The following is a 20,704-nucleotide window of genomic DNA, read 5'->3' on the forward strand; positions in this document are numbered from 1 at the left end:
CGAAAATACATAGGTACGCGTTGTAAGAAGAGGAAGTGTAATAATGTCTAATCATAGTTTTGATAACCTGGTGTCCCCGGAAACCTATCTCTGCCATGGTCCTTTTGATCCTGAGGTGTTTGGCGGGGTGGTTAACCCACCGGTTTATCATGCCTCAACGGTGATTTTTAAAAACTGCAAAGAGCTCAGTGAACGCCATCAGGCGCTGTTTGAAGATGCAGAAGATGAGGTCATGTATTATGGCCGTTTCGGTACGCCCATCACATTTGCGGTGCAAAAAGCACTGGCGGAGCTGGAGGGGGGCTATCGCGCGTTATTAGTGCCGACGGGGCTGGCCGCATGCACCAGTGCGTTGCTGGCGCTGGTGAAAAGTGGTGACCATATTCTGGTCAGCGGCAGCGTTTACGGGCCAACGCGCGGCTTTGTCAACAATGTGCTGGCGAAGATGGGCGTTTCCGCCACCTTTTTTGATCCCAATATTGGCGCGGGCATTGTCGATCTCTTCCAGCCAAATACTACCGTGGTGTTTACTGAATCACCGGGGTCGCAAACCTTCGATATTCAGGACATTCCGGCCATCACTCAGGTTGCCCACGCGCACAATGCAAAAGTGATCCTGGATAATACCTGGGCGACTCCGCTGTTTTTCAAACCCTTCGATCACGGCGTGGATGTCTCTGTCCATGCGGCCACCAAGTACATCGTCGGCCACTCAGATGCGCAGATGGGGCTGATCACGGCGAATGAAGAGACATGGCAGGCGATCCGTCGTTTTGTCTATCTGTTCGGTTTGCATGCCGCGCCAGACGATGTTTACCTGGCGCAACGCGGTCTGCGGACGATGTCACTTCGCCTTGAGCGGCACCAGGCCTCAGCATTGAAAATTGCTCAATGGTTTGCGGAGCGCGATGAGGTAGAACAGGTTCTGCATCCTGCGTTGCCTTCCTGCCCTGGCCATGAGATCTGGAAACGCGACTTTACCGGCTCCAGCGGACTGTTTAGCGTGGTACTGAAGCCCGGTTATTCCAAAGCCTCTGTCGAGAAGTTTATCGATAGCTTGCAGTATTTCGGTATCGGCTTCTCCTGGGGCGGTTTTGAAAGCCTGGCGATCCCGTTTAACCCGCGCAAAGACCGCCCTGAATATCACTGGCCGTATGCCGGGGAAGCGTTCCGTTTGCAGATTGGTCTGGAAGATCCAGTCGATTTGGTCAACGATCTTGCTCAGGCGTTACGCCACCTGCAGGCGTAACGGCATTTTCCAACGCCAGCCCGCGCTGGCGTTGAGCGGTTTTGGTATAATCACGCGATGAATGAATGCCCTGAATAACGGATATCGCAATGGATATACCAATAGACCTCAAACATTTACATACCCTGCTCACATTGCGTAAAACAGGCAGTCTGACCCGCGCAGCCGTTGCGTTACAACTGACGCAGTCGGCGCTGTCGCATCAGATTAAACAGCTGGAAGATCACTACGGCGTGACATTGTTCGTGCGTAAGTCTTCACCGGTGCAGTTCACCCAGGCCGGTGAGCGGTTGTTGCAGCTGGCCGAGTCAGTGCTTGCTGCACTGGTGGACGCCGATCGCGAACTGTATCAATTCGCCAGCGGTAAACAGGGTATCTTGCGGGTCACGCTGGAGTGCCACACCTGTTATAGCTGGTTATTGCCGGTGATGGATGCGTTCCGCAATAAGTGGCAGGAGGTCGAAATAGATATATTGCCCGGCTTTCAGGCTGATCCGCTGGGGTTGCTGCTGCAAAACCGCGCGGATGTTGCCATCGTCGATGAAACAGAACCGACGGAGTGCGTCAGTTTTAGCCCGCTGTTCAAATATGAAATGGTGGCTGTGTTGCCCAATAATCATCCGTTAACGCACAAGCCTTGGCTGGAGGCGGAAGATTTTCGCGATGAGGTGTTGATTACCTACGCCGTGCCGGAAGAGCGCATTGACCTGTGCCGTAAGGTGCTCAAACCCGCCGGGGTGCCGTTCCGGCGAAAAACCACCGAGCTGACGATGGGCATTGTGCAACAAGTGGCCAGTCAGCGTGGGATTGCGGCACTGCCTGTGTGGGCCGTGGCGGAGTACCTGGATAAAAAATACGTGACGGCAAAATCCATTACCCGGCAGAAATTAATGTCTGAAATCTGGCTCGCATCGCTGACCGATACCAAAGAGAAAGATTACGTGCGTGACTTTACCCATTTTATTAAACAGCGTTGCCTGCGCATGTTGCCAGATATCGAAATATCGTAAGCCAGCATCGGGAATAAAGGAGAGGGGTTTTATGCAAACCCCTTAAGGGGCCGCTTTGCCTGACGCGAGCCGGCACCTGATTATGTTCATGAATTACTGAAAGGAGAAAAAATGAAATCCATTATTAACACTGCCTCCGCCCCGGCGGCCATTGGCCCTTATTCTCAGGGCGTGTCTTATGGCGACCTGGTTTTTACCTCAGGGCAACTGCCGCTGGATCCGGTAACGATGGCCTTCCCGGAAGGGGGCATTAAAGCGCAGACACGCCAGTCGTTGCTCAATGTGAAGGCCGTGCTGGAACAGTCTGGCGCCTCACTGGAGAGCGTACTGAAAACGACCTGTTTCCTGGCAAAGATGGAGGATTTTGCCGCTTTTAACGAAGTCTATGCCGAGTTCTTTGGTGCCGAAGGCGCACCGGCGCGCTCCTGCATTCAGGCCGGTAAATTACCGAAAGAGGCGCTGGTCGAAATCGAAGCCGTGGCGGTAATCAAAAAATAATGCCAGGGGCAGAGCAGAGCTGCAGACAAGACGTTCATGTTGTTTCTGCTGCTGCCCTTTTATTCATACTCACTTGCCGGATTAGGGATGAACACGCTTCGCGACAGGCTAAGAATAATATTGATTCCCCCGGTGTTGCTGGTGGCTTTTTTGCTGGTTGATGTGTTCATCAGCTGGCCTGCCATTGTCGATGCCCGCCATTTACTTAGCGGTGCCCCCTTATCATGGCTGGCCATGGGGATGGGGACGCTGAGTCTTTCTGTGGTAATAGCCAGTCTGCGGCAACTGGTACGCCAGCAGACAACGTTCAATGCACTTCAGTCCGATAAAACACAAACCTTAATTACTGACGGCTGCTACGCCTTATCCCGTAACCCGGTTTACCTCGGTTTTGTGGGTCTACAACTCAGTGCTGCATTGCTGCTCAGCACGCTTTCAGGTGTGCTGATCACCCCGCTTCTGATGGCGCTGCTCACCGTGTTGCATATTCAGGTCGAAGAAGTGCAGATGCAGCGGATCTTCGGGCATGAATGGGCGACGTACTGCAACAAAACCCGGCGCTGGTTATAACGCTTTCATCGCTGCAAGCCGCGCGGCTGGCGCTTCGCTGCCATACGATATTCCTATCGTGATCGGGATCCGTGTACTACGTTCAGTACTGTTGCTGTGACGTGGAGAACCGATGAAACCTTTACTCAGTTTAGTGTTAACCAGCTTCGTTCTGACGGGGTGTGGCGCAAATAACACGCCACCAAAAACGCCGGTACCTGGCGCTCAGACATCAGGTCAACTGCGCACCCTGGAAACGGGCGCGCAAATCATTCAGTCCCGTCCGCCTGTAGAGGCGATAAGTGCCTACCTTGACGGCTTCCATTTTTACAGTGGTGACAAGAATGGCCAGATGGAAGCTCACCATTACGTTACGGTCCTGAATGAGGATGTGATGCAGGCGGTGATCTATGACGGCAACACCCGGGATGCACGTCTGATGGGGGTGGAGTACATCATCAGCGAACGGCTGTTCAAGACCTTGCCACCGGAAGAGAAAAAGCTCTGGCACAGCCATCAGTATGAAGTGAAATCCGGCAGCCTTGTGGCACCCGGTTTACCGGCGCTGGCGGAAAAAGCGCTGATGGGCAAAATAGTCAACACCTACGGTAAAACCTGGCATACCTGGCATACCGATCGCGATAAAACGCTTCCGCTGGGGATCCCGGCGTTAATGATGGGCTTTACCGGGGAGGGGCAGCTTGATCCGGCGCTGCTGGCCGATCGTGACCGTCGGCTCAATATCAATACGCCTGCCATTAAACGTGAACGCGACGATCTGGTGGCGCACCCGGTGATGGCTGGCGCAAATGCCTGGCAGCGCGGTGATGTGATCCAGCTTAAACGCGTTCAGGGTTCTGGCGAGCATGCGCACGGTGACACGACACACTTTGGCACCGCTGAGACAAACGCGTCAGCCAATCCATAACGCCGGAGAAAAGCATGAACGTTCACCATCTTAACTGCGGCTGTATGTGCCCCTTTGGCGGCGCATTATATGACGGGTTCAGTAAAGGGCTGCATGCGCACCTGGCGTGCCACTGCCTGCTGGTTGAAACGGCTCAAGATGGCCTGGTGCTGGTGGATACCGGTTTCGGGCGGGACGATATTGATCACCCGGCGCAGCGGCTGTCTGGGTTTTTTCGGGCGCTGAATAACATCCAGCGGCGTGAAGGTCTGACGGCGCTGGCGCAGATTCAGACACTGGGGTTCAGGGCGGAGGATGTACGGCATATTGTGCTGACGCACCTGGATTTTGACCATGCGGGTGGCCTGACTGACTTCCCTCATGCCCGGATCCATGTGATGCAAAAAGAACTCGATACCGCCCGTACGCGGCAGCGCTGGCTGGACCGGGAACGCTACCGCCCGGCGCAGTGGGGCGGCACTTCCGCCTGGGTGGGGTATCAAACGCAAGGGGAGCGCTGGTTTGGTTTTGATGCGGTGACAGCGCTGCAGGGATTGCCGCCGGAAATCTTGCTGGTGCCGCTGGCAGGCCATACGCTCGGCCATGCGGGTATTGCTATCCAGCAACCACAGGGCTGGCTGCTGCATGGCGGCGATGCCTGGTTTTACCGGGGCGAGATGCAACCGACTGCTCCACGTTGTACCCCAGGGCTGCGTTTTTACCAGTGGATGATGGCGATGGATAATGGCGCGCGGCGGCATAATCAACAGCGGCTGCGGGCGTTGGCACAAACGCATGCGCATGACATCACGCTCTTTTGCAGCCACGATTTGCATCAATTCCAGGCCCTTGCGGGGACGGCCGGGCATAAACACACTACTCAGGCATGAGAAGGGAAAGGTAATGAATGATCTGCCCTCTGCGGCGTGGGCGATTCGCGCCGCGTCAGACGCGGATTTTATGGCGCTGCAGGCTGTGGAACGAGCCGCTTTCGCAACACTGAAAGCCGCAGGGGCGGTGGCGGGGCAACCTGTTGCCAGTACAATTGGCGATCTGCTGCGGTATCAACAAGCGGGCCTGTTATTTGCTGCCTTCGATAATACCGGAACCCCGAGGGGTTTTGCCGGGGGCTACATCGCACAGGGCTGGCTGCATATCGCGGAGATGGATGTCCACCCTGACTGGCAGCGGCAGGGTATCGGGCGGCAGTTGCTGGAAACCCTGTTGCAGGCCGGGCGCGAGAAGAGATGCTATGGCGCAACGCTGACCACCGATCGGCTGGCCGCGTTTAATGCTCCTTTTTATGCCTCCCTGGGTTTCATGCCCGTGAGCAAATCGGTACGGCCCGGTCATCTTGATGCGATCCTGGCGGCAGAAATAAGCGGTGGGCTTGATCCAGCCCGTCGTGTCGCGATGGTCTCCCGTTACGCCTAAAAAATATACTGGATATTTAAACAGGTGATTGTATACTAATGCAGCAAGTTACCTGTATCTGTATTAGTAAGGGGGAGACCCATGTTGATTCCTTTTGACACCCTCAGCGCGCAAATGCCGCAAGCCATGATGAGCAGCCGCGACATTGCGAAAATGACCGGCATTGCGCATACCGAAGTGAAGCGCATGGTAAAAAGCCTCGAAACGGCGCAGCGTCTCTCGCAGCCGGTGACCACGCATCCGTATGAGCGCGAAGGTGAGACGCGGCAGGAGTTTTTACTGAATAAAAGGGACTCTCTGCTTACGGTGTCGCGTCTTTCACCTGGCTTTACCGTAGAAATGCTGGATCGCTGGCAGGAACGTGAGAGAAGCATTAGCTTGCCCGATTTCACCAACCCGGCAGCAGCAGCGCGCGCCTGGGCAGAACAGTATGAAAAACGCCAGCATGCCGAGGAGCAACTGGCGCTGACGGCGCCAAAAGCGGCCTTTTTTGATGACTTTGTCCGGGTGGACGAATCGCTGGGATTTCGTCAGCTCTGTAAAATGTTAAAGGCGAAAGAACCGGAGTTTCGCCAGTTTTTATTAGAGCGCAATATCATGCACCGAGTGAACGGCGCCCTGATGCCACAGCAATATCACATTGATGCTGGCTTATTTACTCTGCATGGCGGGGTGGCAGAAAACAGCCGTAGCTGGTCGCAGGCCCGCTTCACCGCGCGCGGCGTAAAATGGGTGGCCGACCTGTGGGCCAAACATCGTTCTTCACAGCCTGTCGAGATACCGCGTGTCGCCCGCACGGAACCTGCCGCACCGGAGCAGGGCTGGCTTTAAACCGCCCACTGTTATGGCGCGAAGCGGGGAACGTTTGGCGCGCCTGCACCTCACCTGCAAAAGAATCCACGCCGCGGCGTGGATTCTTGTTTTTATCAGCCTGGTGGTTTGCCGGGAAACACAAAAGCCACAGCCGTAATGCAGCGGCTGCCGGATCGATTACACGCGGTCGATTTTTTTATTTATGAGAATGTCCACTCACGTTACGTGTGGATTGCACTGGCAATGCTCTGGCGCAACAGGGATCTGCATTACAGCAAAGGTAAGCCGCTATCTCGTTTGCTGGCGTGATGTCGGCATTGCAGAAGAGCCAATGCTGCGGCGCCATGCGCCGGGTGCTACGCCAAACTGACGCTTGAAGCTGCGATTAAAAGACTGCTGCGAGTCAAAGCCCAGCGCCATCGCTACGTTTAAAATCGGTTCATTGCTGTGTGTCAGTCGCTCGACCGATTTTTGCAGCTTTTGCGCGCGAATATATTCGCCGAGTGTATAGCCAGTCTGTTCTTTGAATATCCGCTGAAGGTGCCATTTTGAATAGCCTGCTCGCCTGGAAACCGTGCCAATGTCGAGACGGCTGTCAAGGTTGTTATCAATCCAGGCGAGTAAATCATGAATAAATGCGCCGTTGTTCATTTTGTTTCCCCCACGCAGATTAGTAAAAAGCATCTTTGTCTGTTGCATTTAAAAGTGGCGCGTTTTTGCGTTAATTGCAAGTTTTATTGTTGCATTTAAATCCTCACCGGGACGGTCGCTTCGGCCCCGATCAAATAGCACATAAAGTGTATTAATTATTCTTGCACTAAATTTAGCGCCTCCCTACAATCGCCGCGATAGTGTATTTGTAACTGTTACAGTTTTGTGGCGATGAACGACACAAATGGCCTTAAGCCAACCCGGACAAAGGAAGTGGCGCAGCGTCTCCCGCTGCGTCTTGCCCGGCGGCTACTCATCAGCGGAATAAAAATAATGAGCCTGCAAAAACCTTGGGTTAACTTTCATTTGCATGCGTTGGGAGCCATGTTGCTCTCCGTACTGCTTGTCGGGTGCGATAACGGTGTCGCGCAAAACGCCGTGCCACAAGCTCCGGCCGTCAGCGCCGCGGACGTGGTCGTCAAATCCATCAGTCAGTGGGATAGCTTTAACGGGCGGATTGAAGCAGTGGAAAGTGTTCAGCTACGTCCCCGCGTCTCCGGCTACATTGATAAAGTGAATTACACCGACGGCCAGGAAGTGAAAAAGGGCGAGGTGCTGTTCACTATTGATGACAGGACCTATCGCGCCGCGCTGGAACAGGCGCAGGCGACGCTGGCGAGAGCCAAAACGCAAGCCAGCCTGGCGCAAAGTGAGGCTAACCGTACCGATAAATTAATCCATACCAACCTGGTATCTCGTGAAGAATGGGAACAACGCCGTTCCGCTGCCATTCAGGCACAAGCCGACATTCGCGCCGCGCAGGCAGCCGTTGACGCCGCACAACTTAACCTGGATTTCACCAAAGTGACCGCGCCTATTGATGGTCGCGCCAGCCGCGCGTTGATCACCAGCGGTAATCTGGTCACAGCGGGTGACAGCGCCAGCGTGCTGACCACGGTGGTATCGCAGAAGACGGTTTACGTCTACTTTGACGTGGACGAGTCGACCTATCTTCACTATCAAAACCTCGCGCGCAGTGGACATGGGGCGTCCAGTAATCACCTGGCGCTACCGGTTGAGATTGGCCTTGTTGGCGAGGAGGGCTACCCTCATCAGGGCAAAGTGGATTTTCTTGATAATCAGTTAACGCCGAGTACCGGTACGATCCGTATGCGTGCGCTGTTAGATAACGCGCAGCGTCAGTTCACACCTGGGCTCTTTGCCCGCGTTCGTCTGCCGGGTAGCGCTGAATTTAAAGCCACGCTTATCGACGACAAAGCGGTGCTGACCGATCAGGATCGCAAATATGTTTATATCGTTGATAAAGACGGTAAAGCGCAGCGCCGCGATATTACTCCGGGGCGGCTGGCCGCCGGTTTACGCATCGTGCAGCAGGGGCTGAACCCTGGCGATAAAGTCATTGTTGATGGTTTACAAAAAGTGTTTATGCCGGGGATGCCGGTTAACGCGAAAACCGTTGCCATGACGGCCAGCACCGCTCTCAACTGATCCCTTACCTGAGAATCCGACACATGGACTTTTCCCGCTTTTTTATCGACAGGCCGATTTTTGCCGCAGTGCTGTCGATCCTGATTTTTATCACAGGGTTAATCGCCATTCCGCTGTTGCCGGTCAGCGAATACCCTGACGTTGTACCGCCAAGCGTGCAGGTGCGTGCGGAGTATCCTGGCGCCAACCCGAAAGTGATTGCGGAGACAGTGGCGACGCCGCTGGAAGAAGCGATCAACGGCGTTGAAAACATGATGTACATGAAATCCGTCGCCGGATCCGATGGCGTACTGGTGACGACCGTAACGTTCCGTCCGGGTACCGACCCCGATCAGGCGCAGGTTCAGGTGCAAAACCGGGTATCCCAGGCTGAAGCCCGCCTGCCGGAAGATGTGCGGCGTTTGGGCATCACCACCCAGAAACAATCGCCGACGCTGACGCTGGTGGTGCATCTGTTTTCGCCCAATGGTAAGTACGATTCACTGTATATGCGTAACTACGCCACGCTGAAAGTGAAAGACGAGCTGGCGCGATTGCCTGGCGTTGGCCAGATACAGATTTTCGGTTCGGGCGAATACGCGATGCGCGTCTGGCTGGATCCAAACAAGGTAGCGGCTCGCGGGCTGACGGCCTCGGATGTGGTGACGGCGATGCAGGAGCAAAACGTGCAGGTTTCCGCCGGGCAACTTGGCGCAGAGCCGTTGCCAAAAGAGAGCGATTTCCTGATCTCAATTAACGCCCAGGGGCGTCTGCACACGGAAGAAGAGTTTGGCAATATCATTCTGAAAACGGCTCAAGATGGCTCGCTGGTGCGCCTGCGCGACGTGGCGCGTATAGAAATGGGTTCTGGCAGTTATGCGCTGCGTTCCCAGCTTAATAATAAAGACGCGGTCGGGATTGGTATATTCCAGTCCCCAGGGGCGAACGCTATCGATTTGTCTAACGCGGTGCGCGCCAAAATGAACGAGCTCTCCACCCGTTTCCCGGAAGATATGAAGTGGGCAGCACCTTACGATCCGACCGTTTTTGTTCGCGATTCCATTCGTGCGGTCGTGCAAACGCTGCTGGAAGCGGTGGTGCTGGTCGTCCTGGTGGTGATTCTGTTTCTGCAAACCTGGCGCGCGTCGATTATTCCGCTGATTGCGGTGCCGGTGTCGGTCGTGGGAACGTTCAGTATTCTCTATCTGCTGGGCTTTTCGCTTAATACCCTGAGTTTGTTCGGGCTGGTGCTGGCTATCGGCATCGTCGTGGATGACGCCATCGTGGTGGTGGAAAACGTTGAGCGCAATATCGAAGAGGGGCTTGCTCCGCTTCAGGCAGCGCACCAGGCGATGCGTGAGGTTTCCGGGCCGATTATCGCGATTGCGCTGGTACTGTGTGCGGTGTTCGTGCCGATGGCGTTTCTCTCCGGGGTCACCGGTCAGTTTTATAAGCAGTTTGCGGTGACGATTGCGATTTCAACGGTGATCTCCGCCATCAACTCGCTGACGCTCTCTCCGGCGCTGGCAGCCATGCTATTAAAACCGCACGGCGCGCCGAAAGACTTCCCGACCAGGCTTATCGATCGTCTTTTCGGTTGGATCTTCCGTCCGTTTAACCGCTTTTTCCACCGAAGCTCGAACCGCTACCAGGGACTGGTTGGTAAAACGCTCGGCCGGCGTGGCGCGGTATTTGTTGTTTATTTGCTACTGCTGTGTGCCGCTGGCGTCATGTTCAAAGCCGTACCCGGCGGGTTTATTCCCACCCAGGACAAGCTCTACTTAATCGGCGGCGTGAAAATGCCGGAAGGTTCTTCGCTGGCACGCACCGATGCGGTGATCCGCAAAATGAGCGAAATCGGGATGAATACCGAAGGGGTGGATTATGCTGTCGCCTTTCCTGGGCTGAATGCGCTGCAGTTTACCAATACGCCGAATACGGGAACGGTCTTTTTTGGCCTGAAACCGTTCGATCAGCGTAAACATTCGGCGGCGGAAATTAACGCCGAGATCAACGCTAAAATCGCACAAATCCAGCAGGGCTTTGGTTTCTCCATCTTGCCACCGCCCATTTTAGGGCTAGGGCAGGGGTCGGGTTATTCGCTGTACATCCAGGATCGCGGTGGTCTGGGTTATGGCGCGCTGCAAAACGCGGTGAACACGATGTCTGGCGCGATTATGCAGACGCCGGGGATGCATTTCCCCATCTCAACCTACCAGGCTAACGTTCCGCAACTGGATGTGCAGGTCGATCGTGATAAGGCAAAAGCGCAGGGCGTGTCGCTGACCGATCTCTACGCAACGCTGCAAACCTACCTGGGATCGTCTTATGTGAACGATTTTAACCAGTTCGGACGCACCTGGCGGGTGATGGCGCAGGCCGACGGGCCGTTCCGCGACAGTGTGGAAGATATTGCTAATTTGCGCACCCGTAACAGCCAGGGGGAAATGGTGCCGATTGGCAGTATGGTGAATATCACCACCTCGTACGGGCCGGATCCGGTCATTCGTTACAACGGTTACCCGGCGGCGGACTTGATTGGCGATGCCGATCCACGTGTACTCTCTTCCTCTCAGGCGATGACCCAACTGGATGCGATGTCTAAGCAAATATTACCGAATGGGATGAATATTGAATGGACGGATCTGAGCTTCCAGCAAGCCACGCAAGGCAATTCGGCGCTGATTGTTTTCCCGGTCGCGGTTCTGCTGGCCTTCCTGGTGCTTGCGGCGCTGTATGAAAGCTGGACCCTGCCGCTGGCGGTGATCCTCATTGTTCCGATGACGATGCTGTCCGCTCTGTTTGGTGTTTGGCTCACTGGTGGCGATAACAACGTGTTTGTGCAGGTTGGCCTGGTCGTACTCATGGGGCTGGCCTGTAAAAACGCGATTCTTATTGTTGAGTTTGCCCGCGAGCTGGAAATGCAGGGGAAAGGGATCATGGAAGCGGCGCTGGAAGCGTGCCACCTGCGTTTACGCCCGATTGTTATGACCTCCATTGCCTTTATTGCCGGGACGATTCCATTGATCCTCGGCCACGGCGCGGGTGCAGAAGTGCGCGGCGTCACCGGGATCACGGTGTTTTCCGGTATGCTGGGTGTAACGCTATTTGGTTTGTTCCTGACACCGGTATTTTACGTTACGCTGCGTAAATTCGTTATGCGCGGTAAACCGGCAAGGGAAGTTTTGCCTGCGTAGCAGGTTGCAGATAATAAAAAACCGCCTTCATGTTAAGGCGGTTTTTTTAGCGTAAGAAAATGATTAATCGCTTTTTTTATCCGAAGTATCCATTTCAGGCACCGGATCGCACCCACTGGTATCCGCTTTTTTGACCTTTTCCAGCGCGCTGGCCACCGTATGGCGAGCTAATACCTCTAACGAAGCCTGCTCCGCTTCATCGGCGATAGATTTGAAATACCAGCAGGCGTTGGCGCTGACCACGCAGCGAGCCGGTATGTCGGGGCGCGACGCCCAGAGCTTTTTATCTTCTATCACGGAAACGTAGATATCTCGCAGCGTAATCTCGTCGGCAGGACGACCAAGGTGAATCGATCCGTTACGACCCAGCGTGGAAACGATAATGCCATCACGCGTGAGCGGAACCATTAATTTGCGGATAAAGCTCGGATTTGCCTCCAGCCCGTAGGCCAGAATTGCACTTGTCGAACGTTCACCCAATTGCTCCGCCATCGCTACGCTGAGAACCATCTGCAAAGCTGTCGGGAAGCGGTAATCTAACATTTTATCGTCCTGGGTTGCGGTGAATCTTGTTCTTTTTGGCACCGCAGAGGTGAATAATCAGTGAGCAACAATATAACAAATACAGTGGTTTTTTTGAAGCCGCCTGCGAATGACCTGACACGTAAACAAGAGTTTCCGGCGAACGGCAGGGCATTGAAAAAGAGTAATCCGCGCTGCGTATTTTGTCCGGTTTAATTCCGTTGTCAGACTCACCGTGGATTGCGCGTTTACGCTGACTGTGAAACATGATGAAAACAAAAATCCACGCAAATGCGTGGATTTTGTAAGGTTTGTTGCACCGCAAGAGATTTAATGCAATCTCATGCGGGAACATGTCAGACGTTGAACAGGAAGTTCATCACATCGCCATCTTTGACGATGTAATCTTTCCCTTCGGCACGCATCTTGCCGGCTTCTTTCGCACCTTGCTCACCTTTGTAGGCAATGAAGTCTTCATAGGCGATTGTCTGGGCGCGGATAAAGCCTTTTTCAAAGTCGGTATGGATTTTGCCTGCTGCCTGCGGTGCAGTCGCCCCGACCGGGATAGTCCAGGCACGTACTTCTTTCACCCCTGCGGTGAAGTAAGTTTGCAGGTTCAGCAACTGATAGCCCGCGCGGATCACCCGGTTCAGCCCTGGCTCTTCCAGACCCAGCTCAGCCATAAACTCATCGCGGTCGGCATCGTCCAGTTCGGCAATATCAGATTCAACTGCGGCGCACACCGCAACCACCACGGAACCCTCTTTGGCGGCGATGTCACGCACGGTGTCCAGGTACGGGTTGTTTTCAAAACCATCTTCATTGACGTTAGCAATGTACATGGTGGGTTTCAGGGTCAGGAAACTCAGGTAGCGGATCGCTGCTTTGTCTTCTTCCGTCAAATTCAGAGAACGCAACATGCCAGCGTTTTCCAGATGCGGCAGACATTTTTCCAGCGCGGTCAGTTCAGCTTTGGCATCTTTATCACCGCCTTTGGCTTTTTTGGCGACACGGTGAATGGCACGCTCGCAGGTATCAAGGTCAGACAACGCCAGCTCGGTATTGATAACGTCAATGTCTTCCGCCGGATCAACTTTGTTGTTCACGTGAATGATGTTGTCATTTTCAAAACAGCGCACAACGTGGCCAATCGCTTCGGTTTCGCGGATGTTGGTCAGGAACTGATTACCCAGACCTTCACCTTTCGACGCGCCTTTTACCAGACCGGCGATGTCCACAAATTCCATGGTGGTCGGCAGAATACGCTGCGGCTTCACGATTTCCGCCAGCTTGTCCAGACGCGGATCGGGCATCGGTACGACACCGGTGTTCGGCTCAATAGTACAGAACGGGAAGTTAGCCGCTTCAATACCGGCTTTGGTGAGCGCATTGAACAGGGTGGATTTACCTACGTTGGGCAAGCCAACGATACCGCATTTGAATCCCATGATGTAATTACCTTAATCTCTTGATATTCAACCCGTTTTTGGAAACGGATTGCAGAAAAGTGAAAAACTTTGCCTATTATACACGTAACCTTCGTTACGCGCGGCAAAAATGCCACAGCCCCGGCTTATTGCGCCTTAAAGGCGTGCAGGCGGTTAGTCGCTTTGGTGAGGCCATCTTTCAACCAAATCTCCGTACAACGTGCCGCTTCGTCAACCGCATCATCGATCAGTTTCTGTTCAGCAGCCTGCGGTTTGCCTAATACAAAACCGACAACTTTATTTTTATCGCCCGGATGACCGATTCCAACGCGTAAACGGTGAAAGTTCGGGTTATTGCCCAGTTTGCTGATGATGTCTTTCAGGCCGTTGTGCCCGCCGTGACCACCGCCCAGTTTAAATTTTGCCACGCCCGGCGGCAGATCCAGCTCATCGTGCGCAACGAGGATTTCGTCCGGATTAATACGATAAAACGTCGCCATGGCCGCGACCGCTTTACCACTCAGGTTCATAAAGGTCGTTGGCACTAGCAGACGCACATCTTCCCCTGCCAGCGTGATACGCGAGGTGTAGCCAAAAAATTTCGGCTCGTCGCGCAGCGGGGCACGCGCGCGCTCCGCCAGTAAATCGACATACCACGCGCCCGCATTGTGACGGGTCGCGGCGTATTCAGCGCCGGGGTTCGCCAGCCCGACAATCAGTTTAATCGTCACTTTTTATTCCTGATCAGATCATTGTCCGGCGCGTAGTTTACGTTGTGCGACGCGCGAAAACAAAATTCTCACAGCGAAACGCGGGGAATGATAATAATTGCGCATCTGAACCATTCGAATTTCAATCAGTTCAGGGGCTTATTTGTAAATTTGTGTTAGTCGACGAGATGTAATTGTGATCCTACGCGCACCCGTTCAAACAGGGGTTGCCTATACTTTAACCACAAGGATTGGGGGGATCCCCATCCAACCCATCGTTCCGGAGGTGACATATGAAACGCAAAAACGCGTCGTTACTCGGTAATGCGCTTATGGGGTTGGGGCTGGTAGTCATGGTTGTCGGAGTGGGATACTCCATTTTAAACCAGTTGCCACAACTTAACCTGCCGCAAATTTTCGCCCATGGCGCGGTGCTGAGTATTTTCCTCGGTGCAGTGCTCTGGCTTGCAGGTGCCCGTGTCAGCGGGCATGAACAGGTGTGTGATAAGTACTGGTGGGTGCGCCACTACGACAAACGCTGCCGTCGCGACAGGCATACTCACAGCTAACCGCGTATGATTTCGATAACGGTTCCTTCGGGAGCCGTTTTTTTTGGCTTTTTTGTTGACCCTCACGTAACGTCAGGCTTCAGAGTCGGGTTCGTGTGAAGGAGAAGGCACCATTATGTTAATTCAGGTGGGTGAACTGGCGCGTCGGGCGGGTATCAGTGTCAGGACGCTGCATCATTATGAACAAATTGGACTGCTGCTGCCTTGCACACGAAGCGCCGCAGGCTACCGGTTATATAACCTTGACGACGTTAAGCGCCTGCAATTAATCCAGGCGCTGGCGAAAGCAGGGATGGGGCTTTCGGCAATTGGGGATTACCTGGCGAAGGAAACACGCCCGCTTGCGGTATTGCTTGATGAGCAAATCACCATGCTGAGCAGACAAATCCAGACCATCGCGACGTTGCGCGAACAATTAGTCGTGCTGCGCGAGTCTCTGGCCTGTGGCGTGGAGCCGGACCTGGAATCCTGGTTACGGACACTGGAGTTAATGCATATGTACGATCGTTGGTTTAGTCGCGAAGAGTTACAGACATTGCCGTTTGCCGCCTATGACGAGGAGCGTAACCGAATCTGGGCGCAGATGGTCAGTGAAGCACAGGCGCTTATGGCGCAGCATTGTCCACCGGATGATCCGCGGGCGATGGATCTGGCAGGGCGCTGGATGGATCGGCTGCAACAGGATACGGCCGGGAAACCGGAATTCCTTACGCGTCTGAATGAAATGCACAGCGTGGAGCCGCAAATGCGTGAACAGACCGGCATCACGACGGAGATGACGGATTTTATCACCCGCAGTTTTGCCGAAAGTAAACTGGCTATCTGGCAACGTTATCTCTCACCGCAGGAGATGGCATTTACCCGCGCGCATTATTTTGATCGCATGATGGAGTGGCCGGCGCTGGTGGCAAAACTGCACGTTGCGCAGCGGGAGGGGGTGGATCCGCAGTCGGAGGAAGCGCAACGACTGGCAAACCACTGGCTGGAGCTGTTCGAGTCCTATGCCGGTACCGATCCGCAAACGCAGCAGAAATTCCGCAATGCCATGCAGCATGAGCCGCACCTCATGAAGGGAACATGGATGACGCCCGAGGTGCTGCACTGGTTACAACGGGCGATAGACGCGATGATGCGCCGCCGCCACGGCGCAGGGGATTCACAGATCTGCTAATGCCGCATCGCGGTTAGGGAAAAACGCCAGACGGCCAGGGATTGGCTGAATACCGGCGCGTGCCAGCGTGCGTAGCGGCTGGAACTCAAGATTACTGACGCGAAGTTCAGTGCCTTCCGGCAGTCTGCTCACAAAGCGGCGGAAGGCATCCAGCCCGCCAGCATCGAGCACCGGCACGGCATCCCATTTCAGTACCACAATGCGCTTGCCAACAATGCGTGACTCCAGATCGCTAAACACGCCTTCAGCAGCAGCAAAGAACAGCGGGCCAATCACGCGTAGCACCAGCACATCATCCGGCACCTCAACATTGACTACGGCCAGACGCGTCATGCGCGCAATACGTCGCATAAAGAGCAGCGAAGCCAGCACGATGCCGACGCTGATGGCGATCACCATGTCGAACAGCACCGTTAACGACATGCAAATCAGCATCACAATAATGTCGTCTTTTGGGGCGCGGCGCAGCAGGTCAATCACTTTGTGCGCTTCGCTCATGTTCCATGCCACCATTAACAGTAGCGCAGCCATCGCTGACAGCGGGAGCCACGAGAGCAGGGGAGCCAATACCAGCAATGCCATGATCACCAGTAACGCATGGATCACCGCCGAAATGGGCGAGGTGGCCCCTGCGCGCACGTTTGCCGCTGAGCGGGCAATTGCCGCCGTTGCAGTGATCCCGCCAAAGAACGGCGCCACAATGTTGCCCAGCCCCTGACCAATCAGCTCACTATTGGCTTTATGTTTGGTTCCGGTCATACCGTCCAGCACCACGGCGCAGAGCAGGGATTCAATCGCGCCCAGCATGGCCATTGAGAACGCAGCAGGCAACAGCGCGCGCAGCGAATCCCAGCTCAGCGTAAATGCTGAATTCGGCAAATTCCAGGGCAGGACCAGTTGCGGTAATAGCTGTGGAATGCCGTTACCCTGCGAGCCGTCTGCCAGCACATAGTGGAACTGAGAACCGATAGTGGCGACGTGTCCACCCAACACATTGACACATAACATAACTGCGCAACCGGCCAGCAGTGCCGGCAAATGGCCCGGCAGACGCAGCCGCAAACGGGGCCAGAAGATCAGCGTGCCGAGCGTTGTCACGCCAATAGCCGCATCGCCAGGATTGATTGTCGGTAAAGCCATGACCAGCGCGCCGACTTTTTGCAAATAGTGTTCAGGCACGTGCGTCAGTTGCAGACCGAAGAAATCCTTAATTTGCATTGTGCCGATGGTGATGCCAATCCCGGAGGTGAAGCCGAGCGTGACCGAAAGGGGAATGTATTCAATCAGGCGGCCAAAGCGCGCCAGCCCGAACAGGATCAGAAAAACCCCGGACATCAGCGTCGCGACCAGTAATCCGGCGAGCCCAAACTGTTGTGATACCGGGTAAAGGATCACCACAAACGCGGCAGTAGGGCCGGAAACGCTGTAGCGGGAACCGCCGCTCAGGGCGATAACAATCCCGGCAACCGCCGCTGTATAAAGGCCATATTGCGGTGCAACGCCGCTGCCAATGGCCAGGGCCATCGCCAGCGGAATGGCAATAATGCCGACGGTGATGCCGGCGATCAGATCCCGACTAAAACGGGCAACGGTATATTTTTCTTTCCAGCAGGCATCAATGAGCGCGCGGAAAGGCATGACATGAGAGGAGAGCAGCTTGTTCACAATGGTATGTCATCCGTGAATGCGTCAGTCAGCTATTAATAAATCGTACAAATGAACTTGTGCAATAAAAAAACCCGCCGCAGCGGGTTTTTTTACAGGCATTGATTAATGCTCGAACATGGCGGAAATCGATTCTTCGTTGCTGATACGACGAATCGCTTCTGCCAGCATGCCAGAGAGCGTCAGCGTACGTACGTTCGGCAGCGCTTTGATCTCCTCGCTCAGCGGAATGGTGTCGCAGACAACCACTTCATCAATGACCGAGTTGCGCAGGTTGTTGACCGCATTGCCAGAGAAAATCGGGTGCGTTGCATACGCAAACACGCGTTTTGCACCGCGCTCTTTCAGCGCTTCTGCAGCTTTGCACAGGGTGCCGCCGGTATCGATCATATCGTCAACCAGTACGCAGTCACGGTTAGCCACATCACCGATGATATGCATCACCTGAGAGACGTTAGCGCGCGGACGACGTTTGTCGATGATGGCCATGTCGGTATCGTTCAGCAGCTTGGCGATCGCTCGGGCGCGAACCACGCCGCCGATGTCCGGAGAAACCACAATCGGGTTATCCAGGTTCAGCTGCAGCATATCTTCGAGCAGAATGGGGCTACCAAATACGTTATCAACCGGCACATCGAAGAAGCCCTGAATCTGTTCAGCATGCAGGTCAACGGTCAGTACGCGGTCAACACCGACGCTGGAGAGGAAATCAGCAACGACTTTTGCGGTAATCGGTACACGCGCAGAACGCACGCGGCGGTCCTGACGGGCATAGCCAAAGTAAGGAATGACCGCGGTGATACGACCTGCGGAAGCACGGCGCAGGGCATCAACCATAACAACCAGTTCCATCAGGTTGTCATTGGTGGGGGCACAAGTGGACTGGATGATGAAAATATCACCACCGCGTACATTTTCATTGATTTGTACGCTGACTTCGCCGTCGCTAAAGCGACCTACGGCGGCGTCGCCGAGAGAAGTGTACAGGCGGTTGGCAATACGTTGTGCTAGTTCCGGGGTAGCGTTACCAGCAAAAAGCTTCATATCAGGCACGAGAAGAACCTCAGGCATGCGTCCAGTGGTGGATAGAGTCGGCCAAAATGTGCGGTCAGGGCAGAAATCTATCCATGCGGTGTATTAAAGAGCGCGATGCAACGTCTGGAACAAGAGTGACGTTGTCACCGGAGCTCAGCTTGCCCGGCGATGGCTTGTGCTAGCGGCGAGAGGTTGACGCCTCGCGCGACAAAACCGTTTAGCCATTCCGGGGCTTGCTCAAGCACCTGACGAGCGGCGGATTCGGTGTCAAATTCGGAAAAGACACAGGCTCCTGTGCCAGTCAGGCGCGACGGCGCGTATTCTAACAGCCAGGAAAGCGCGGCATCAACCTCGCGAAAACGTTTTCTTGCGATAACCTCGCAATCGTTGCCAAATTCACATTTTAGTAACGTATCGATTGACCTTTTGGGTGAATTTCTCGGCAACTCAGGATCTTTGAAAATCAATGGCGTGGGAATGCTCACACCCGGATGCGCGACCAGATACCACTTTTCCGGCGGGTTCACTGGGGTTAATACTTCGCCCACGCCCTCGGCGAAAGCAGCATGGCCGCGCACGAACACTGGCACATCGGCACCGAGGGTTAAACCCAGAGCTGCCAGTTCGTCAACGCTGAGGCCACAGCGCCACAAATGGTTCAGTGCCACCAGCACAGTCGCGGCATCGGAAGAGCCACCGCCCAGCCCACCGCCCATTGGCAGGCGCTTATCGATGGCGATATCCGCGCCGCAACCCACCGCTAAACGCCCGGTTTCGCCAGCGCGCTGCATCAGTAGACGGGCGGCGCGAACGATCAGGTTCTCTTCCGCCGGCACGCCATCGACTGGCGTCAACAGATGGATTTCGCCATCGTTGCGCGGTTCGATGTGCAGGGTGTCGCCATAATCAAGAAACTGAAATAGGGTCTGTAAAGTGTGGTAACCGTCCGCACGCTGGCCGGTGATATACAAAAACAGATTGAGTTTCGCCGGAGCAGGCCAGGTGGTCATCATTTAACGATCCAGTTATCCATTTTCAGCTTAATGCGCTGGCTGCCGTCGCTCAGCTCCATATTGGCAGGCAGAGAGGGCTGCGTTTTGCTGTCGTAGCCGCTGTAAACCACTTTCCACTTTTTACCGCCCTGGCTGTAGTTCAGCTCACTCAAACGGTATTGATCGTCGAGTTTGTAGTCTGTTGCCTCGCCTGGCAGACCGAGGATCCACTGGCGCAGGCTATTTAATGGAATCGGCATCCCGGTCAGTTTACCGATCATCTCTTCGGCATCATCCGCTTTGTAATGCTGGCCTTTGTTATCCACCAGTTCGGCGGAGCCTGGCTGGGCATTGAGCTCCAGTTCTGTGCTGCCCAGCGGGTTTGTCAGCAGCAGACGGTAGCGATCCTGGCCGGTTTGCTGCCAGAAAAAGCGGGCATACACTTTTTGCTGATCGGAGAGATACGCAAACGCGCCGCGGGTCTGGTATTGGCTCAGTTCACGCACTTGCTGCTGGTGCTGGCGCCACTGCGGTGCGTCGGGGCTTTTACCCGGCCCTTTCGGGGCGGTGAGGGTACAGGCGGTGAGCACGAGGCTGGCCAGCGGCAGCAGACGGATAAGGCGGGAGGCAGGTAACGTCATAATGATGACAAATCCTTGAGATACGTTGCAGTAATTACCCCTAATGCTAGCGTCGCCGTGAAACAGCGTCTACGTTCAAGTTGTCTTAAATCATTAAATTACCAATTACTCCGAAAGGGGAGTCTCTCTTTTATTGACCACGCGCATCCTGTATGATGCCTGCAGTCTAACCTTAT

At 54.6% G+C, this 20,704-nt stretch carries 20 protein-coding genes; 12 read left to right on the forward strand and 8 right to left on the reverse strand.

The genetic code is table 11. From position 1 onward, the window contains the following. The first annotated feature begins 43 nt into the window (after positions 1 to 43). The 8 genes from metC to RTX30_RS10265 all read left to right on the forward strand — a co-directional run bounded on the left by metC (position 44) and on the right by RTX30_RS10265 (position 6,478). Entirely contained in the window at positions 44 to 1,249 is a 1,206-nt protein-coding gene (gene metC, locus RTX30_RS10230; protein WP_312689424.1) for a cystathionine beta-lyase, read from the forward strand. 89 nt (positions 1,250 to 1,338) lie between these two features. Further along, on the forward strand, positions 1,339 to 2,259 hold the full coding sequence (locus tag RTX30_RS10235; RefSeq protein WP_312689425.1) for a LysR substrate-binding domain-containing protein: 921 nt from the start codon (positions 1,339 to 1,341) through the stop codon (positions 2,257 to 2,259). 111 nt (positions 2,260 to 2,370) lie between these two features. After that, on the forward strand, positions 2,371 to 2,757 hold the full coding sequence (locus RTX30_RS10240; RefSeq protein ID WP_312689426.1) for a RidA family protein: 387 nt from the start codon (positions 2,371 to 2,373) through the stop codon (positions 2,755 to 2,757). Positions 2,758 to 2,844: 87 nt separating this feature from the next. Further along, entirely contained in the window at positions 2,845 to 3,327 is a 483-nt protein-coding gene (locus RTX30_RS10245; RefSeq protein ID WP_312689427.1) for an isoprenylcysteine carboxylmethyltransferase family protein, read from the forward strand. 112 nt (positions 3,328 to 3,439) lie between these two features. Continuing rightward, on the forward strand, positions 3,440 to 4,234 hold the full coding sequence (locus tag RTX30_RS10250; RefSeq protein ID WP_312689429.1) for an OBAP family protein: 795 nt from the start codon (positions 3,440 to 3,442) through the stop codon (positions 4,232 to 4,234). A gap of 14 nt (positions 4,235 to 4,248) precedes the next feature. Beyond that, positions 4,249 to 5,103: an MBL fold metallo-hydrolase gene (locus RTX30_RS10255; protein ID WP_312689431.1), complete on the forward strand. Its 855-nt coding sequence runs from the start codon at positions 4,249 to 4,251 to the stop codon at positions 5,101 to 5,103. A gap of 13 nt (positions 5,104 to 5,116) precedes the next feature. Beyond that, entirely contained in the window at positions 5,117 to 5,647 is a 531-nt protein-coding gene (locus tag RTX30_RS10260) for a GNAT family N-acetyltransferase (RefSeq protein ID WP_312689433.1), read from the forward strand. A gap of 81 nt (positions 5,648 to 5,728) precedes the next feature. Then, positions 5,729 to 6,478 (forward strand): phage antirepressor KilAC domain-containing protein, encoded by a 750-nt coding sequence (locus RTX30_RS10265; protein WP_312689435.1) that lies wholly within the window; start codon positions 5,729 to 5,731, stop codon positions 6,476 to 6,478. A 270-nt stretch (positions 6,479 to 6,748) separates the two neighbouring features. Here the strand turns inward: RTX30_RS10265 and RTX30_RS10270 are convergent, their stop codons facing one another. Continuing rightward, a complete protein-coding gene (locus RTX30_RS10270) occupies positions 6,749 to 7,111 on the reverse strand; it encodes a helix-turn-helix domain-containing protein (protein ID WP_312689437.1) in 363 nt (120 codons plus the stop codon). Between the two features lie 333 nt (positions 7,112 to 7,444). Between RTX30_RS10270 and RTX30_RS10275 the strand changes: the two genes are divergently transcribed. After that, positions 7,445 to 8,620: an efflux RND transporter periplasmic adaptor subunit gene (locus RTX30_RS10275; protein WP_312689438.1), complete on the forward strand. Its 1,176-nt coding sequence runs from the start codon at positions 7,445 to 7,447 to the stop codon at positions 8,618 to 8,620. A gap of 23 nt (positions 8,621 to 8,643) precedes the next feature. Beyond that, complete coding sequence (oqxB, locus tag RTX30_RS10280; RefSeq protein ID WP_312689439.1) at positions 8,644 to 11,796, forward strand: multidrug efflux RND transporter permease subunit OqxB; 3,153 nt, start codon at positions 8,644 to 8,646, stop codon at positions 11,794 to 11,796. 63 nt (positions 11,797 to 11,859) lie between these two features. Here the strand turns inward: oqxB and RTX30_RS10285 are convergent, their stop codons facing one another. From RTX30_RS10285 to pth, 3 genes are all read right to left on the reverse strand, one after another. Then, a complete protein-coding gene (locus RTX30_RS10285) occupies positions 11,860 to 12,339 on the reverse strand; it encodes an Rrf2 family transcriptional regulator (RefSeq protein ID WP_312689441.1) in 480 nt (159 codons plus the stop codon). Between the two features lie 335 nt (positions 12,340 to 12,674). Next, on the reverse strand, positions 12,675 to 13,766 hold the full coding sequence (gene ychF, locus RTX30_RS10290; RefSeq protein WP_312689442.1) for a redox-regulated ATPase YchF: 1,092 nt from the start codon (positions 13,764 to 13,766) through the stop codon (positions 12,675 to 12,677). A 125-nt stretch (positions 13,767 to 13,891) separates the two neighbouring features. Beyond that, on the reverse strand, positions 13,892 to 14,476 hold the full coding sequence (gene pth / locus RTX30_RS10295) for an aminoacyl-tRNA hydrolase (RefSeq protein ID WP_312689443.1): 585 nt from the start codon (positions 14,474 to 14,476) through the stop codon (positions 13,892 to 13,894). A gap of 272 nt (positions 14,477 to 14,748) precedes the next feature. On the opposite strand from pth, the gene ychH reads away from it, so the two are divergent. After that, positions 14,749 to 15,024, forward strand: coding sequence for a stress-induced protein YchH (gene ychH / locus RTX30_RS10300; protein ID WP_312689444.1), 276 nt, complete (start codon positions 14,749 to 14,751; stop codon positions 15,022 to 15,024). 115 nt (positions 15,025 to 15,139) lie between these two features. Next, positions 15,140 to 16,195: a MerR family transcriptional regulator gene (locus RTX30_RS10305; protein ID WP_312689446.1), complete on the forward strand. Its 1,056-nt coding sequence runs from the start codon at positions 15,140 to 15,142 to the stop codon at positions 16,193 to 16,195. Here RTX30_RS10305 and dauA read toward each other — a convergent pair. From dauA to lolB, 4 genes are all read right to left on the reverse strand, one after another. Continuing rightward, entirely contained in the window at positions 16,181 to 17,833 is a 1,653-nt protein-coding gene (gene dauA / locus RTX30_RS10310) for a C4-dicarboxylic acid transporter DauA (RefSeq protein WP_312689509.1), read from the reverse strand. The genes RTX30_RS10305 and dauA overlap by 15 nt on opposite strands. A gap of 132 nt (positions 17,834 to 17,965) precedes the next feature. Further along, positions 17,966 to 18,913, reverse strand: coding sequence for a ribose-phosphate diphosphokinase (prs, locus tag RTX30_RS10315; RefSeq protein ID WP_007371855.1), 948 nt, complete (start codon positions 18,911 to 18,913; stop codon positions 17,966 to 17,968). A gap of 125 nt (positions 18,914 to 19,038) precedes the next feature. Continuing rightward, positions 19,039 to 19,908, reverse strand: a complete 870-nt coding sequence (ispE, locus tag RTX30_RS10320) for a 4-(cytidine 5'-diphospho)-2-C-methyl-D-erythritol kinase (protein WP_312689448.1) — start codon at positions 19,906 to 19,908, stop codon at positions 19,039 to 19,041. Continuing rightward, the gene (gene lolB, locus RTX30_RS10325; RefSeq protein ID WP_312689450.1) at positions 19,905 to 20,528 is read right to left on the reverse strand and encodes a lipoprotein insertase outer membrane protein LolB; all 624 of its coding nucleotides are present in this window, start codon (positions 20,526 to 20,528) and stop codon (positions 19,905 to 19,907) included. The genes ispE and lolB overlap by 4 nt, the downstream gene beginning before the upstream one ends. Positions 20,529 to 20,704 lie beyond the last annotated feature (176 nt).

The sequence above is a fragment of the Kosakonia sp. genome (assembly GCF_032052965.1).
Taxonomy (GTDB): domain Bacteria; phylum Pseudomonadota; class Gammaproteobacteria; order Enterobacterales; family Enterobacteriaceae; genus Kosakonia.